Here is a 16,161-nt window from a genome sequence, read left to right on the forward strand (position 1 = left end):
CATGGCACAGCACGATTATATTAATAAAAAGCCTGCAGGCAGAAACAGTAAAAAAAATGCACCCGCTAAAAAACCATTTCCTATTCTTTTAGCCGTTATAGCCATCTTACTTGTAGGTGGTTTTGCCTACACACTATGGTTTATTAAAAGTAATGCCGATCCAAAACTTGTCGAAAAACAAGCACACCCATCTGCGCCCGCAAAAGTGGAAGTTGTTATTCCACGCACACCTGAATTTATTAAAGAAATTAGAAACCACGAGATTCAAGTTGAAGTAAAAGAACTTGAGCAAAAAGGTCCTTATGTTATGCAGTGCGGTTCTTTCAGAACTCATGCACAAGCTGAATCGTTAAAAGCTAAAATCGCATTTGCAGGGCTCATTTCTGAGATAAAACAGGCTGAAGGCAGCAATGGTACTTGGTATAAAGTACGTTTAGGTCCTTATAAAACCAAACGCCAAGCCGAAAGCGATAAAAACAAACTTAAACGTGTAAAAATAGTCGGCTGCGGAATTTGGGGCTGGACTTGAAAATAAACCATTCACCCATATAACCTCATCATAATCGTTTTTTACGAGTTGCCTCTGCAGCTCGATGATGAGGAATAACATGACTACTATCGTAAGTGTTCGCCGCGGCGACAAAGTTGTAATTGGCGGCGATGGCCAAGTTTCACTTGGTAACACCGTAATGAAGGGCAACGCCCGCAAAGTTCGACGTCTTTATAATGGCAAAGTAATCGCTGGTTTTGCCGGCGGTACTGCTGATGCCTTCACTCTTTTCGAACGTTTTGAAAGCAAATTAGAAATGCACCAAGGCAACCTAACTAAAGCCGCAGTAGAAATGGCTAAAGATTGGCGAAGTGACCGTGCACTTCGAAAACTCGAAGCGCTGCTCGCCGTAGCAGACGAAACAGCCTCTTTAATTATTACCGGTAATGGCGATGTAGTTCAGCCAGAAAACGATTTAATTGCAATTGGTAGTGGTGGTAACTTTGCGCAATCAGCTGCAACTGCCCTTTTAGAAAATACAGATTTAAGCGCTCGTGAAATAGTAGAGAAAAGCTTAACTATTGCAGGCAACATCTGCGTATTTACTAATAACTTCCAAACAATCGAAGAATTATAATAGGAACTATTATGTCTGATATGACCCCAAGAGAAATTGTTCACGAGCTAGATCAGCACATTATAGGTCAGGCTAAAGCTAAAAAAGCGGTTGCTATTGCACTTCGTAACCGCTGGCGCCGCATGCAACTCAAAGAAGATTTACGCAGCGAAGTAACACCAAAAAACATTTTAATGATTGGTCCAACCGGTGTAGGTAAAACAGAAATTGCCCGCCGATTAGCAAAACTTGCTAACGCACCCTTTATTAAAGTAGAAGCGACTAAGTTCACTGAAGTTGGCTATGTTGGTAAAGAAGTTGAGACTATCATCCGCGATTTAGTCGATGTATCAATTAAAATGACTCGCGAACAGCAGACTAAGAAATTTAAACATCGCGCCGAAGAAGCAGCAGAAGAGCGCATTTTAGATGCCCTTTTACCACCAGCGAAAGATCAATACGGCGAAACGCAGCGTGATGATAACTCATCAACTCGCCAAGCGTTCCGTAAAAAGCTACGTGAAGGTCAGCTAGATGATAAAGAAATTGAAATCGATTTAGCACAAGCACAACCAAACGTAGAAATTATGGCGCCTCCTGGTATGGAAGATATGACCAACCAGCTACAAAGCATGTTTCAAAACATGGGCGGCGATAAGCGCACTAAGCGTAAACTAAAAATCAAAGAAGCCTTCAAACTATTAACGGAAGAAGAAGCCGCTAAATTAGTAAATCCTGAAGAGCTAAAAGAACAAGCTATTTTTGCAGTAGAGCAAAACGGTATTGTGTTTATTGATGAAATAGACAAAATTTGTAAGCGCGGCGATTCTTCAGGTCCAGATGTGAGCCGAGAAGGTGTTCAACGCGACTTACTACCGCTAATTGAAGGTTCAACTGTAAATACTAAGCACGGAATGGTTAAAACTGACCATATGCTGTTTATTGCCTCTGGTGCGTTTCAGATGGCAAAGCCATCAGATATGATCCCAGAGCTACAGGGCCGCTTACCGATTCGAGTAGAACTTGAAGCACTTACTGCAGATGACTTTAAACGCATCCTTACAGAGCCTCATGCATCGCTTACCGAGCAACAACGAGAGCTGCTTAAAACTGAGCAGGTATCGATTGAGTTTAGCGACGATGCAATTGAGCGTATTGCCAAAGCAGCTTGGCAAGTTAACGAGAAAACCGAAAACATCGGTGCTCGTCGTCTACACACTGTAATGGAAAGATTGATGGAAGAAATTTCATACGATGCTTCTGAAAAAGCAGGCTCGTCATTAGTAATCGACGCCGCTTACGTTGAAAAACACTTAGGTGCACTTGTTGAAGATGAAGACTTAAGCCGCTTTATTCTATAAAACGAATATAAACGTTATACTAAAAGCCTCCAGATTGGGGGCTTTTTAATGGGATATATTAAATGAAACACGTAACAAAAGTGCATTACCACAGTGTAAGTAAAAATCTAGATGTTTACTTTGATGATGACAGTAAAGCTGTATTTAGCTGTGAATTTTTACGCGTTCACTCTCCCTCTGCTGAAGTGCAGGGCCATGGCTCTGGCCCAATGAAGCTAGTACTTAATAAGCAAGCTGTAGGAATAAAAAGTATTGTACCTGTTGGGCATTACGCACTTCGTTTAGATTTTGACGATGGCCATAACAGCGGACTATTTAGCTGGCGCTACTTTGAAAAACTACAACAGCAACAAGATACATTGTGGAGTGAATATTTAGCGCGGGTAACTGAACACGAAAAAAGTAAAGATAGCGTGCCTATAAAATTTGTTCCTTAAACTTTATAGCCCCGTTCTATTAAGCGTGATTAAACCTTAAATTTATCAATTGCAGTGAACAGAACGCGAGCCTGCTCAGAGACCTCTTCACTTGTTTGCGCATTGTTAGCAGCATGTTCAGTTGCGTCTTGTGCAATATCGCGAATTCTTACTACATTTTTATTAACCTCTGATGCCACTTGGCTTTGCTCATCAATAGCAACTGCTATTTGAGAGCTCATTTCCATTATTGTTTGTACATCTTCAGTAATTGCGCCTAATAGCTCACCTGCTTTAATTGCTTGCGAGGCACTTTCATCACCTTGAGAGCGACATTTGTGCATAATACTCACCACTTCTTGAGTACGCTGCTGTAAGGTACTTATAATACCTTCAATCTCACTTGTAGACTCTTGAGTACGCTTTGCTAATGAACGAACCTCATCTGCAACAACAGCAAAACCACGACCATACTCACCAGCACGGGCCGCTTCTATTGCCGCATTAAGTGCAAGTAAATTTGTTTGATCTGCAATCCCTCGAATTACATCAAGCACTGAACCAATTGTTTCACCATCTTTTTCAAGTTGCGACACTACATTTGATGCATTCCCCAGCGAATCAGATAGGGCCCTAATGTGCTTAACGGTAGAATCTACTTCACTACGCCCTTGTTGTGCACTTAAATTTGTTGACTCTGCTTTTTTCGCAGCCGCCTCAGTATTATGTGAAATATCCTGAATCGTCGCCTGCATTTCGGTGGCTGCCGTTGCAACCATGTCGGCTTCATGTAGTTGCTCTTGCATACCAGAGCTTGTTGCTGCGGTACTTTGTGATAAATGCTCTGTTGCTACATTAAGCGTGTTTAAAGCACCATTAACTTCGTTAATTAAGTTCTTAAAATCGCCTATTAAGCTATTAAAGTCGACCGTCATGGTGGTAATTTCGTCTTTACCAGTTTGCTCTATCATCACGCTCAAATCATTATTACGACGAATATCGTTAATGGTGTGATAAACCCGCTCAATAGGTACAATAATGGAGTGGCTTGTAAAATAAACGAGTGCTAATACAATCACACCTGCAATCACAAATACCAAAATAGCTAAAAATTGAGCCTGCTCTACACTTTGCTCTACTTGTAACTTAGTGTCTTTAACGATTTTAGAAACAATGGCGTCGCTTTTATCTACACTGTCACGCATTACTCCAAGTGCGCCTGACTCAAGATCTAGCCCTAGCTTAGTTTGCGCCTGCACAAGTGTTTGAAATTCGCTTTGGTATATATCAATCAAAGGATTAATTTGTGCTTTATAGTCGCTTGGCAGCTGTGCTGCAGCTATCTGCTGCTTAAATGTATTAATTCCCTCATTAAAACGCCCTAGGTACTTAATATCAAATCTCAGCATGAAATCTTTTTCTGAGCGTCTTAGTTGCAGCATTGACGACAGCAGTTGGTAATTTTGCTGCTCTTTTAATAGTTGCTCAACTTCATGAACCGAGCTTCTAAGCTTGCCATATAACCCGTCGGTCGGGGTTAAACCAATCTCTTTTTGAAGCTTAACAACAGTTTCAAAATCATTATTATAGCTATTTATTAGTTGCTCAAAGCGCTGGACCTGCTCCTGTGCAATACCTTGGTTAGCCATTAACTGTTGTAACTTTTTTACTTTATCACTTAACTGCTCAAAATCCGTTTCAAATGCAGTTAACGCGTCTTCTTGTTTATAAAACAAAAAGTTTTTTTCATGTTTACGCAATGCTAATGCATGTACGTTGAGCTCTTCTGCTAATTGAATAGTCTTGTTTAAGCTCAAGGTTGTACGTGATTCAAAAATAATCACGCATAAAAGGACCACCATTGCTAAACCAACAACGACTGCGTTTAGTTGTAAACGTCGTTTAATTGTTAGGTTTTGTAAAAAATTCATCGCTAACGCCTTTTTTGAATATGCATTTTTATTATAGCTAATAGATCAAAAGCGACTAATTAATTTAACTTTTTATTATTGGTAATTCTAAACAGTTTAAATGTGATGGCTATAAGGCGACACTATCCCACAAACCTTTATGTAACGATTGTGTGTTATTCCATTGTTGTTTAACCAACCAATCAATTAAAGGCGCGGGATCGCTGGGGTAATTTATCTGCTTGTTTTGCGGCGCGCTATTCCAATCATCAAGGGCTTGTGGGTTTAAATAGTTCATAACATGCGCCATGCCCATGGAAAATAAAGTTTGTGCATTTGCTGCTTGCTCAAACTGACCATCTAAAGGCTTTAATAGTAACTTTTTACCTAACTTAAGCGCTTCACTGGCAAGCTCAAATCCCGCGTTACCAATAACACCACTTGTGTTTGCTAAGTCGTTTAAAAAGCCAGAACGTGAGGGGGCTCGTAAATGTATATGTCCAAAAGACTGATTGCTGGCATTTGGGTGATAGCAATAAAATTCTTTTTCGGGAAAGTCTTTTAAATAATCAACAACGCTATCTAAGTTTTCGAAAGGTAAATATACCAATACCTTGTTCATTACGGCTACAGGGTTGTCGTGATTATGATGAGCAATAAAAGGCGGTATTATATTATTTGCAAATGGTTGCCAGTGCACGCCTAAGTATTTAGTCGCTGGTGCATAATGCTTGATAAGTGATTTTCTCAGTACGCCACGACCAAACATAGGTACGTTATCTGATAAAAATGCTGCTTGGTGACTAATGCCAATAACGGGTATACCTGCCCGTTTTGCAGCCCATGCTGTAACAGGCTCAAAGTCATTAAGTACAAAATCGTACTGTTTTATATCAAGCGATTTTATATCACTCACCAGCTTACAGACTCGCATGTTTTTAAGTGTTTTTAAATTTTTGACTTGCCCATTTTCAGTACTAAACGATAAGCCCCGATACGCTTTATAATTTGAGAATTCGTGCATATCAAAGTAATCTTTATTTGCTCGCCCTGAAAACACATAATCAACATCAATACCAAGTTTATTAAAGCAACTTGCCATAACCCTAGCTCGCGTTATATGACCATTACCGGTACCCTGCACTCCATACAATATTTTCATACAGGTACCACAAGCGCTAATGCGAATAAGCCACAAACACTGCCAATAATCGCACCTATAATAATATCAGCAGGAAAATGTACGCCTAATACAACACGAGAAATAGCCACACCAGCAGCCCAACTAAGTAGTAGCCATATATATTCAGGGAAAAAGTGACTTAGTATAATCGCAACTAAGAACGCTGCAGCGCTGTGACCCGAGGGCAAACTAAATTTATCACTGGGTACTATGTAAGCATTTGTTACTAAGCAGTCGCATGGACGGATACGGGCAAATCTATTTTTGGCCAGTAAATAAATGGGCCTTTCTATAGCAAAACCAACTAATATCGTTACAGGTAATAATTGTTGCTGCTCATTATTACTAAGCCACCACACCGCTAAACACACAAGTATGTAAAGCCCACCATCACCGCTTTTAGATAAGCCAAACGCAATTGTTTTAAACCACTTCGGTGAGTTGCAATTAAACAGAGTTAAAAATAATTGCTCATCTAGCAGAGCTGCCCTTTTAAACATATTATTGTTATCCATCACTTCCCCCTCATTGCATAATATATGAACACCGATTTAGCTTATGTGTTGTAAATAACAATTGAGTGACGCTTTTAAGACACTATTATTGCGATTAATGATTTAGCGCTTGTTTTGTCTAAATTTACTGCGATTAAGTCGTTGTTATTGCTTATAAGGAGGGTATACTGAGGTATAAATTAATGTACCTTTTGAGGATAAAATAATGGATTACAGCACTTCTGATTTATGTGACCACTTTGCTGATGTGGTTGACGTGCTAGAGCCAATGTTCATCAACTTTGGTGGTCGACACAGCTTTGGTGGCCGCATTAAAACGGTTAAATGTTTTGAAAATAATGAACTGATCCGCGAATTACTTTCTCAAGACGGTACAGACTTAGTGCTTCTTATTGACGGTGGTGGCTCAACTCGCCGTGCACTTATTGATATTGAATTGGCCGAACTTGCACTTGAAAACAACTGGAATGGTATTGTTGTTTACGGCGCAGTACGCCACGTTGATGAGCTTGAAGAACTTGATTTAGGCATTCAAGCAATTGCTTCCATTCCTGTCGCAGCCGACAGCGAAGGTGCTGGTGAAGATGCTATAGGCGTTAACTTTGCTGGGGTATCATTTTTTGATGACGACTTTATTTATGCTGATAGCACAGGCATTGTTTTATCTGCAGAAGAATTAGAGTTGGAAGTTGTAGAAGTATAACGTGACCTCCCATTTAAAAGTATATGATGAAAGCGCGGTTAGAACACTTTGCTCTACCCGCGCAAATGAGAAAAAAGCATGGCAATCAATGGCCTTGCTCGACACCCAAGTAAACCTGCAACATGCACTTGTTGACGCTGCTCAATTTGGTATCCGCTATGTACTTCTGGGTATTTGCGAAGATATCGGCCCAAAAGCAAACTTAGGAAATGGTGGTGCAAACGAAGCATGGCCAGCTTTTTTAAAACGCTTTTTAAACCAACCTCACAATCAATTTATTGCCACTCAAAAAGTGCTTTTATTGGGTGAAGTTAATACTGATGATTTAATGGCGCAAAGCAACCAGCTTAATAATCAGCAAGGCCAGCAGTTAACTCAATTACGAGATTTATGCCAACAGCTTGATGAACGCGTAGAGTCGGTATTGAGCCTTATTTTTAAAGCGGGGCTTGAGCCAATCGTTATTGGCGGAGGTCATAATAATTGCTTGGGAATTATCCGTGCCCTGAGTAAGTCAAAAAATACACCTATTAATGCTATCAACTTTGACCCTCATGCCGACTTTAGAGAATGTGAAGGTCGCCATAGCGGCAATGGCTTTCGCTACGCTTATAACGAGCAACATCTAAGTAATTACCACGTTATTGGCTTACATGAGATAAAAAACAATCAAGCAATTATAGATGCAATGAGTGAAGCTAACTTTACGTTTGATAGCTATCAATCAATACAAGTTAAGCGAAAAACTACACTCACGCAGGCAATTGAAAACGCATTAAGTAATTTTAACGATTTACCACTGGGTATTGAAGTTGATTTAGATAGTATTACTTACATGCCGGTGAGTGCGTACACATGTTGCGGATTTAGTGTGAATGACACTGAGCACTTTGTGTATTTAGCAGCAAACCATCGCGACTCTAAGTACTTACATTTATGTGAAGCAGCGCCTAGCCAGCACCCTAACGGAGTTGAGGCCGGTGCTGCCCATGTAGGACAAGTGATCAGTGCACTTGTGAATAGCTATCTACAAGCCAAAGAAAACACTTAGCGCTGTTGAACTAATCGCCACTCTTTTAGCCAGCTCATTAAACCAATACTACTTAGCGGGTGACCAAAGTAATAACCTTGGGCAGCATAACCTTTTAAGCTTTTTACAAACTTAAGTTGCTCAAGTGTTTCTACCCCTTCAAAAATCACTTTTGTTTTTTGTTGGTTATGCATTTCAACCATTCCGCTAACTAAACTGCGTATATTGTTTTGATTACTAAAGTCAGCAGTGAGTGAAGGTGAAACCTTAATATACTCTACCGCTAAGCTTGGTAACTTAGAAAGCAGTACCGGGTTATCACCAAGTCCATCAACACATACTTTTAAGCCTATGTTATTAAGCCTTGCGATCATGCCTCTGCCTTTATCATCTAGTCCCGCAAAAATATGCAAAGGGCATTCAACAATTAAATCGCCAGCTTCCAAGTGATGCTCACTTAAAACAACATCAACAAATTCAATAAACTCTTCGTTAAGCATTTCAGGACCAAATACGTTAATGCTAAGCGGTATAGAAATACCTTCTATTCTAAGCGCCATTGCAAGCTCAGCAGCTCTCTCTATTACAAATTTAGCGAGTGGATAACCAAGCCCTGCAATTCTAATGTCGTCGATAAACCTGTTAGCGGATAAAATCCCTTGCTTAGGGTGCTGCCAACGCAGTAGTAATTCTAAAAACTCAATTTGACCGTTTTCGTTACAAATAATAGGCTGAAAATAAAGCTCTAACTCGCTCGAAAAATCAATATTTGCTAATTCCTTTAGTCGCGCTTGTTGCTCTCGCAATTCAATCATCATTTGTTGATGATAAGGCACAACCTTGCGATCTGGGTGGCTATCGAGTGCCAGATATGCGTACGATATTAAATTATCAAAGTTGTTATCTTGCTCATTACAATCAACATAACTCGCTCTCGCTTTTACTTCTACAGTGCAGTTAGCAACATTAAATGGCTTAAGCGTTGCACCCAGTATTTGGTCAATAACTAATTCATGTAAGTGTTTTTGATTCGCGAAACTACAAATAAATGCAAAGTTAAGACCCCCTAAGTGGGCTAGCTTTTCTTGTCCAGTTAAAGTCACTATTTCGTCACTTGAAAGTAGCTCTTTTATTCGATTAGCCGATTGCGCTAACAGTATATCGCCAAAGTCGCGTCCAATATGCTGGTTAACTTGCTCAAATCCTTCAAGACGAATAACGATTAACGCTGCACTTACTTGCTTATTGTCGCACCATGCATAGTAACCTTGGCGTAACTGTTTTCTATCTGCAAAAACCGAAAGCGGAGACTCTTCTATAAATGTATCACCTGTAGGTTCTGGCTCTATCACGACTTCTATTTCAGCGCTTTCGTCATTTAAAAAGCCAACAATAGCTAATAATAATATTGCTAACACAACCCAAAATAACGGAACTTCCAATAATAAATGAGCTGAAAATAGAACAACAAATAAAAGACCAGCCATTGAGCTGGTAATAATCATGCTCCAATTATTTCGCTCGAAGGCTTGCCATAAATGAAAACAAAATCCAAAGGCAAGTAAAATGGCAAGCCAAGCTGCGCCCGTACTCAAAATAGCCAAACCAACAGCTGCTGTGCATAAATAGCTAAATTTAATACTGGCATTTTTAACGGCAAATAAAGTGGCAATCATCGCCATCAATAGTGCACCACTAAAAAATATTGGGAAGTTACTGTCGGTTAGTATGTTCAAATTAACGGCATCCGTATTCGCTAAAAAAGTTTAAACCAGATTATATGTGGGCAAAAATAATACAAACTAGTTAATTCTACCCAAAATCCATAAATTTAACAGTTTATTTACGCCAAATTGGTAACTTAATTGTGATGGATGACTTATTTGCCAATGCGCAATATCAGCTCTTGCACCAACCTTTAAAATACCACGGTCGTCTAACCCTAGTGCTTTAGCAGCATTGCGAGTAACACCTGCCAATGCTTGCTCGGGTGTTAATCTAAACAATGTGCATGCCATGTTCATCATCAAGTGCACTGAGCACAGCGGTGAAGTGCCAGGATTAAAATCACTCGCAATAGCTATAGGTACTTTATATTGATTAAGTAACTCAATAGGTGGGAATTTAGTTTCTCTTAAAAAATAAAATGCACCGGGCAATAACACCGCTACCGTCCCAGCGTTTGCCATGGCTTTTACACCCTCTTCATCGAGATGCTCAATATGATCTGCCGAAAGGCCATTGAACTGCGCCACCAGCTTAGCACCCTGTTGATTAGATAACTGCTCAACATGGCATTTTACTGGGAGGTTATGCTTTTTAGCCGCCTGGAAAACACGTTTGGTTTGCGAATAACTAAACCCTACATTTTCACAAAATACATCGACTGCATCAGCAAGATTATTAGCCACTACCTGATCAAGCATGTCAGTACATACCAAATCAATATATTCATCAGCACGGTCTTTGTATTCAGCCGGTAGAGCATGCGCCCCTAAAAAAGTAGCTTTAATATCAATAGGATGATGCTCACCCAATAAACGAGCGACTTCTAATATTTTTATCTCGTTTTCAGTATCTAGCCCATAGCCTGATTTTATTTCAACGGTGGTTACACCTTCTTTTAACAACGTATTTAAGCGATCTTTTGCATCAACAAATAATTGCTCTCGATCGGCTGCTCTCGTCGCCTTAACCGTACTTGCTATGCCACCGCCTTGTGCTGCGATTTGCTCATAACTTACACCCTGCAAGCGCTGCTCAAACTCTTGCGATCTTGAACCTGCAAACACTAAATGTGTATGACAATCTATTAAGCCCGGCGTTAACCACTGCCCTTTTATACTCAATGTCGGCGTTGCAAACACATCAAAACTGGGCAACGTTGCTTGCTCTCCAATCCACGCAATTTTACCATTTTTAATAGCTATAGCAGCATTTTCGATTGCGCCATAAGGGGCATTTATATTGCTATCCATAGTGGCAATATTGGCATCAGTTAAAAGTAAGTCGATTTCTTCTAACTCATAATTTTGTGTTGTGCTTTGCATTTTTTAGCCCTTTTTACGCCCAGAGTGATGAAAATATAGTCTAACAACCCATCTTGTATATACAAGGTAATTGTGTCATCTTATTTATATAGTTTATTTTTAATGTAACCATAAATTTAATGACGACACCTAAATTTGCGCAAATAAAACAATTCATTGTTGATAAAATACGCAGCGGTACGTGGCAAGAAAACCAACGTGTTCCCTCTGAAAACGAACTAAGTAGTCAATTTAGTGTAAGCAGGATGACAGCCCGCAGAGCACTAAGCGAATTAACCGAGGCAGGCATTTTAACCCGCAGCCAAGGGTTAGGTACATTTGTAGCTACATTTAAATCGCAGTCATCGTTACTTGAAATAAAAAATATTGCTGATGAAGTAAAAGAGCGTAACGGCAACTACACCTGTAGCGTACTCATACTCGAATCAATAAATGCAGTCGCACCTATTGCCATTGCACTTGGTGTTGAGGTTGACAGTGTTGTATATCGAAGTGTACTCGTTCATAACGAAAACGACAGCCCTTTGCAGCTAGAAGAGCGTTTTGTAAACCCTGCCCTTGCGACTGGCTACTTACAACAAGACTTTAGCATGCTTACACCACATGAATATCTATCTAGTGTTGCCCCACTTACCCAAGCAAGGCATACAGTAGAGGCCATTATGCCAAACAGCGAAATGTGCCAATGGTTAAACTTATATAATGAAGAGCCATGCTTACAAGTAATCCGACGCACCTGGTCTGTTAAAGGCATTGTAAGCTTTGCGCGCCTTGTATCACCAGGCAGTAAATATCGCTTAGGTGGCCACTTAACATTTAAAAAATAACAAACAATAGCGCTTACTGCGCTTTTTTTATAACAAATCACCTTGTATATACAACAGGAGCAAAACATGAACAACCGACTCGACACAAGTCGCGTAATACGTGCACCTCATGGAGATAAAATAAGTACTAAAAGCTGGCAAACAGAAGCTGCTAAGCGCATGCTAATGAATAACTTAGACCCTGAAGTTGCAGAGCATCCTCATGCACTTGTTGTATATGGTGGTATTGGCCGAGCAGCTCGTGATTGGCCAAGTTATGACAAAATTATAGAAACCCTCGATAGGCTCGAAAGCGACGAAACCCTGCTTGTACAATCAGGAAAACCCGTTGGTGTATTTAAAACCCACAGTAATGCTCCTCGCGTGCTTATTGCTAACTCAAATCTTGTTCCACACTGGGCAAATTGGGAGCACTTTAACGAGCTCGATAAAAAAGGCTTGATGATGTACGGGCAAATGACGGCGGGTTCTTGGATCTATATTGGCTCGCAAGGCATAGTACAAGGAACTTACGAAACCTTTGTAGCTATGGCAAAGCAACATTTTGCAGGCAGTGCTAAAGGCAAGTGGGTATTAACGGGTGGCCTTGGTGGTATGGGCGGTGCGCAACCACTTGCCGCTACAATGGCAGGGTTTAGTGCGCTAGTTGTTGAATGTGATGAAAGCCGTATCGATTTTCGTATAAAAACAGGCTACGTTGATGTAAAAGCAACGAACCTTGAACACGCACTGCAATTAATAACCGACGCGTGCATAAAAGGTGAAGCCCTATCAGTTGGCCTACTTGGTAACGCTGCCGATGTATTTAGTACACTGGTTAAAACAGGTATTACACCTGATGTAGTTACAGACCAAACATCAGCTCACGATCCATTAAATGGTTACTTACCACAAAACTGGACAATGGAGCACGCAGCAAAAATGCGTGAGCAAGATCCAAAAGCGGTAGTAAAAGCGGCTAAACAATCAATGGCAGTCCAAGTTAGAGCCATGCTGGCGCTGCAAAAAGCGGGTNGCCGCCACTACTGATTACGGAAATAATATTCGTCAAATGGCGTTTGATGAAGGTGTTACCAACGCGTTTGATTTTCCTGGATTTGTGCCTGCATATATTCGCCCTTTATTTTGTGAAGGGATTGGACCATTTAGATGGGTAGCATTATCAGGCGACCCTGAAGATATATATAAAACCGACGCTAAAGTAAAAGAGCTTATTCCTGATGATGCACATTTACATAACTGGCTTGATATGGCGCGGGAACGCATACAATTCCAAGGTTTACCTGCACGCATTTGCTGGGTTGGCCTAAAAGATAGAGCACGCCTTGCACTGGCCTTTAATGAAATGGTTAAAAATGGCGAACTTAAAGCCCCTATCGTTATTGGTCGCGATCACCTCGACTCTGGCTCAGTTGCCAGCCCTAACCGCGAAACAGAGAGCATGAAAGATGGCTCAGATGCAGTATCAGATTGGCCATTACTCAACGCACTGCTTAATACCGCAAGTGGCGCTACTTGGGTGTCGCTTCATCATGGTGGCGGTGTAGGAATGGGATTTAGTCAGCACTCTGGTGTAGTTATTGTTGCCGATGGTACTGATGAAGCTAAAGAGCGTATTGCTCGCGTACTGTGGAACGACCCTGCAACAGGTGTAATGCGCCATGCTGATGCCGGATACGGCATAGCAAAAAACTGCGCTAAAGAACAAAATTTAGACCTACCTATGTTAAACGAGGAATGATCATGTTCGAACTTACTCTCACACCCGGATCACTTGATTTAAACACACTAAGAAAAATTAATAATTCACCGGTAAAGCTGAGCCTTGCAAAGCATGCCGAGTCGCAAATAGCAGCCAGCGCGCAAACCGTTCAAAATGTTATTAATGAACACCGCACTGTATATGGAATTAACACCGGCTTTGGATTATTAGCCAATACTAAAATTGCCGACGACCAACTTGAATTATTACAGCGCTCCATTGTGCTTTCACACGCTGCGGGTATTGGCGAATACATGGATGACAGCACAGTAAGGTTAATGATCACCTTAAAAGTAAACTCGCTTTCACGTGGCTATTCGGGCATTCGCCTGCAAGTTATCCAATTTTTTATGCAGCTGCTTAGTAGCGAAGTATATCCATGCGTGCCTAAAAAAGGCTCCGTGGGGGCATCGGGAGATTTAGCCCCTCTTGCGCATATGTGTCTACCTTTATTAGCTGAAGGTCAAATGCGACATAAAGGAGAAATAATTAGCGCAGCACAAGGGTTAAAAATAGCGGGACTTGAACCCCTTACCCTTGCAGCCAAAGAAGGCTTAGCATTATTAAATGGCACACAAGCGTCGACTGCGTTTGCACTACAAGGCCTATTTAGAAGCGAGAACCTATATGCACAAAGCTGCGTTATCGGCTCNAAGTATAGAAGCCGCAATGGGCAGTCGCGCGCCATTTGATGCACGTATTCATGAAATTCGCGGACAGCGCGGACAAATAGACACCGCTCAAGTATTTAGAGAGCTACTCGATACGCACTCTCAGATTAGTAACTCCCACATCAATTGTGAAAAAGTACAAGATCCATACTGCCTTCGCTGCCAGCCTCAAGTGCTAGGTGCTTGCCTAACTCAGATACGCCAAGCTGCAGAAGTGTTACTATGCGAGTCAAACGGTGTAACCGATAATCCGCTAGTTTTTGCCGATGTAGGCGACATTATATCGGGAGGAAACTTTCATGCAGAGCCCGTTGCAATGGCCGCTGACAACTTAGCAATCGCAATTGCAGAAATTGGCGCATTAGCAGAAAGGCGAATTGCATTACTTATCGATTCAAACCTATCCAAATTACCGCCATTTTTAGTTGAAAACGGCGGGGTAAATTCTGGATTTATGATTGCCCAAGTTACCGCAGCAGCGCTTGCATCAGAAAACAAATCATTAGCGCATCCGGCTTCGGTTGATAGCTTGCCTACATCTGCAAATCAAGAAGATCATGTTTCTATGGCAACCTTTGCAGCAAGGCGCTTAGATGAAATGGCCAATAATACCCAAGGTGTTTTGGCAATAGAATGGTTAGCATCGGTTCAAGGGCTAGAATTTAGAAAGCCGCTTGAACCATCAGATAAAGTGCAAAGCGCTAAAGCATTGTTACGCGAGCATGTAAGTTATTATGATAAAGACCGCTACTTTGCTCCCGATATCGAAGCTGCTAATACATTACTAAGTGAAGGTAAGCTATGCGACTTTATAGAGAGCAGTCCCCTACCTTCAGCATATTAAATACCATATTGGTAAGTAAAGCCTAGCGCTTCGATAGCTGAGCCAATAACTTTGCGCTCAGCTTTATCATCACTGGTAAAGCGTGGTAACTCGCCGCCATGTTCTGCACACTTCACTGCGTAGTATTCAGCTTTAGTTGGGTGCGCAGGATTAACCACATTATAAATATTTTGCCCTACTTGCCAGTGCTCTATCACCGCAAAAATAGCATTAATTACATCTTGTTGGTGCACCATATTTACCACTTGCTCACTTGATGTATTGAGCTCTTTACCTGCCACAAAACGCCCAGGTTCTCTATTAGGCCCTAGTAATCCAGCTAAACGCAGCACTTTTCCGTCTTGCTCAAGTACTTGCTCTTCTGCCTCATAGAGCTTTATTTGGCGCTCGTTTGTGCATGAAATATCGCAACTTTCACTATATACACCAGGCTCTTGATCGTATACCCCGGTTGATGAGCACAATAAAAAGCCCTTTGCGTTTAACTCCTTTGAAAGCTTAAGCGCTGCGGTGAGAGTTTCAGGATAATTACTTTCACTGTGCCTGCTACGTGGTGGAATAGCACATACCCAATAAGCATTTTGTAAATCAACTTGATGCACTAATTGTCCATTTACAAGTGCAAATTGACGTTCAAAGTTGAACTCATGTACATCCGTTCTATGTGTACCTTGTACTTGCCAATTAGCTTTTTGTGCACTTAGGCATAAAGCATGTCCTAACCAACCTGCACCTAATACTACTAATTTATTAGCTTTAGTTTTCATTTTTGCATAGCCCTTC

The 16,161-nt window shown here is 41.0% G+C and carries 13 protein-coding genes and 2 pseudogenes; 9 read left to right on the forward strand and 6 right to left on the reverse strand.

What is annotated here, in order from left to right; genetic code table 11:
- The first annotated feature begins 1 nt into the window (after position 1).
- The 4 genes from L655_RS0113325 (at position 2) to L655_RS0113340 (ending at position 2,904) form a co-directional block, all read left to right on the forward strand.
- Entirely contained in the window at positions 2-529 is a 528-nt protein-coding gene (locus L655_RS0113325; protein WP_024605285.1) for an SPOR domain-containing protein, read from the forward strand.
- A gap of 79 nt (positions 530-608) precedes the next feature.
- Positions 609-1,127 (forward strand): ATP-dependent protease subunit HslV, encoded by a 519-nt coding sequence (hslV, locus tag L655_RS0113330; protein ID WP_002958366.1) that lies wholly within the window; start codon positions 609-611, stop codon positions 1,125-1,127.
- An 11-nt stretch (positions 1,128-1,138) separates the two neighbouring features.
- Entirely contained in the window at positions 1,139-2,467 is a 1,329-nt protein-coding gene (hslU, locus tag L655_RS0113335) for an HslU--HslV peptidase ATPase subunit (RefSeq protein ID WP_002958365.1), read from the forward strand.
- A gap of 62 nt (positions 2,468-2,529) precedes the next feature.
- The gene (locus L655_RS0113340) at positions 2,530-2,904 is read left to right on the forward strand and encodes a gamma-butyrobetaine hydroxylase-like domain-containing protein (RefSeq protein ID WP_002958364.1); all 375 of its coding nucleotides are present in this window, start codon (positions 2,530-2,532) and stop codon (positions 2,902-2,904) included.
- A 29-nt stretch (positions 2,905-2,933) separates the two neighbouring features.
- On the opposite strand, the gene L655_RS0113345 is transcribed toward L655_RS0113340, so the two are convergent.
- The 3 genes from L655_RS0113345 to L655_RS0113355 all read right to left on the reverse strand — a co-directional run bounded on the left by L655_RS0113345 (position 2,934) and on the right by L655_RS0113355 (position 6,491).
- A complete protein-coding gene (locus L655_RS0113345; protein WP_024605286.1) occupies positions 2,934-4,814 on the reverse strand; it encodes a methyl-accepting chemotaxis protein in 1,881 nt (626 codons plus the stop codon).
- 109 nt (positions 4,815-4,923) lie between these two features.
- Entirely contained in the window at positions 4,924-5,955 is a 1,032-nt protein-coding gene (locus L655_RS0113350; protein ID WP_024605287.1) for an MJ1255/VC2487 family glycosyltransferase, read from the reverse strand.
- Positions 5,952-6,491 (reverse strand): phosphatase PAP2 family protein, encoded by a 540-nt coding sequence (locus tag L655_RS0113355; RefSeq protein WP_024605288.1) that lies wholly within the window; start codon positions 6,489-6,491, stop codon positions 5,952-5,954. Before L655_RS0113355 ends, L655_RS0113350 begins: the two co-directional genes overlap by 4 nt.
- A gap of 205 nt (positions 6,492-6,696) precedes the next feature.
- Here L655_RS0113355 and rraA point away from each other — a divergent pair, with 205 nt between their 5' ends.
- Positions 6,697-7,194: a ribonuclease E activity regulator RraA gene (rraA, locus tag L655_RS0113360; RefSeq protein ID WP_002959955.1), complete on the forward strand. Its 498-nt coding sequence runs from the start codon at positions 6,697-6,699 to the stop codon at positions 7,192-7,194.
- 1 nt (position 7,195) lies between these two features.
- The gene (locus tag L655_RS0113365) at positions 7,196-8,245 is read left to right on the forward strand and encodes a formimidoylglutamase (protein WP_024605289.1); all 1,050 of its coding nucleotides are present in this window, start codon (positions 7,196-7,198) and stop codon (positions 8,243-8,245) included.
- On the opposite strand, the gene L655_RS0113370 is transcribed toward L655_RS0113365, so the two are convergent.
- Together L655_RS0113370 and hutI are read right to left on the reverse strand one after the other, a co-directional pair.
- On the reverse strand, positions 8,242-9,906 hold the full coding sequence (locus tag L655_RS0113370) for a GGDEF domain-containing phosphodiesterase (protein WP_024605290.1): 1,665 nt from the start codon (positions 9,904-9,906) through the stop codon (positions 8,242-8,244). The genes L655_RS0113365 and L655_RS0113370 overlap by 4 nt on opposite strands.
- A gap of 120 nt (positions 9,907-10,026) precedes the next feature.
- On the reverse strand, positions 10,027-11,274 hold the full coding sequence (gene hutI / locus L655_RS0113375) for an imidazolonepropionase (RefSeq protein ID WP_024605291.1): 1,248 nt from the start codon (positions 11,272-11,274) through the stop codon (positions 10,027-10,029).
- Positions 11,275-11,393: 119 nt separating this feature from the next.
- Between hutI and hutC the strand changes: the two genes are divergently transcribed.
- From hutC to hutH, 3 genes and pseudogenes are all read left to right on the forward strand, one after another.
- Positions 11,394-12,101 carry a histidine utilization repressor gene (gene hutC / locus L655_RS0113380; RefSeq protein WP_002959947.1) on the forward strand — a complete coding sequence of 236 codons (708 nt, stop codon included), beginning with the start codon at positions 11,394-11,396 and terminating at the stop codon, positions 12,099-12,101.
- Between the two features lie 66 nt (positions 12,102-12,167).
- Positions 12,168-13,842, forward strand: a pseudogene (hutU, locus tag L655_RS01000000125605) (urocanate hydratase).
- A gap of 2 nt (positions 13,843-13,844) precedes the next feature.
- Positions 13,845-15,378, forward strand: a pseudogene (gene hutH, locus L655_RS01000000125610) (histidine ammonia-lyase).
- Here hutH and L655_RS0113395 read toward each other — a convergent pair.
- Positions 15,375-16,145: an NADP-binding protein gene (locus L655_RS0113395; protein ID WP_024605292.1), complete on the reverse strand. Its 771-nt coding sequence runs from the start codon at positions 16,143-16,145 to the stop codon at positions 15,375-15,377. The pseudogene hutH and the gene L655_RS0113395 sit on opposite strands and share 4 nt — an antisense overlap.
- Positions 16,146-16,161 lie beyond the last annotated feature (16 nt).

It is taken from the genome of Pseudoalteromonas sp. TAE79, assembly GCF_000498015.1.
GTDB lineage: Bacteria > Pseudomonadota > Gammaproteobacteria > Enterobacterales > Alteromonadaceae > Pseudoalteromonas.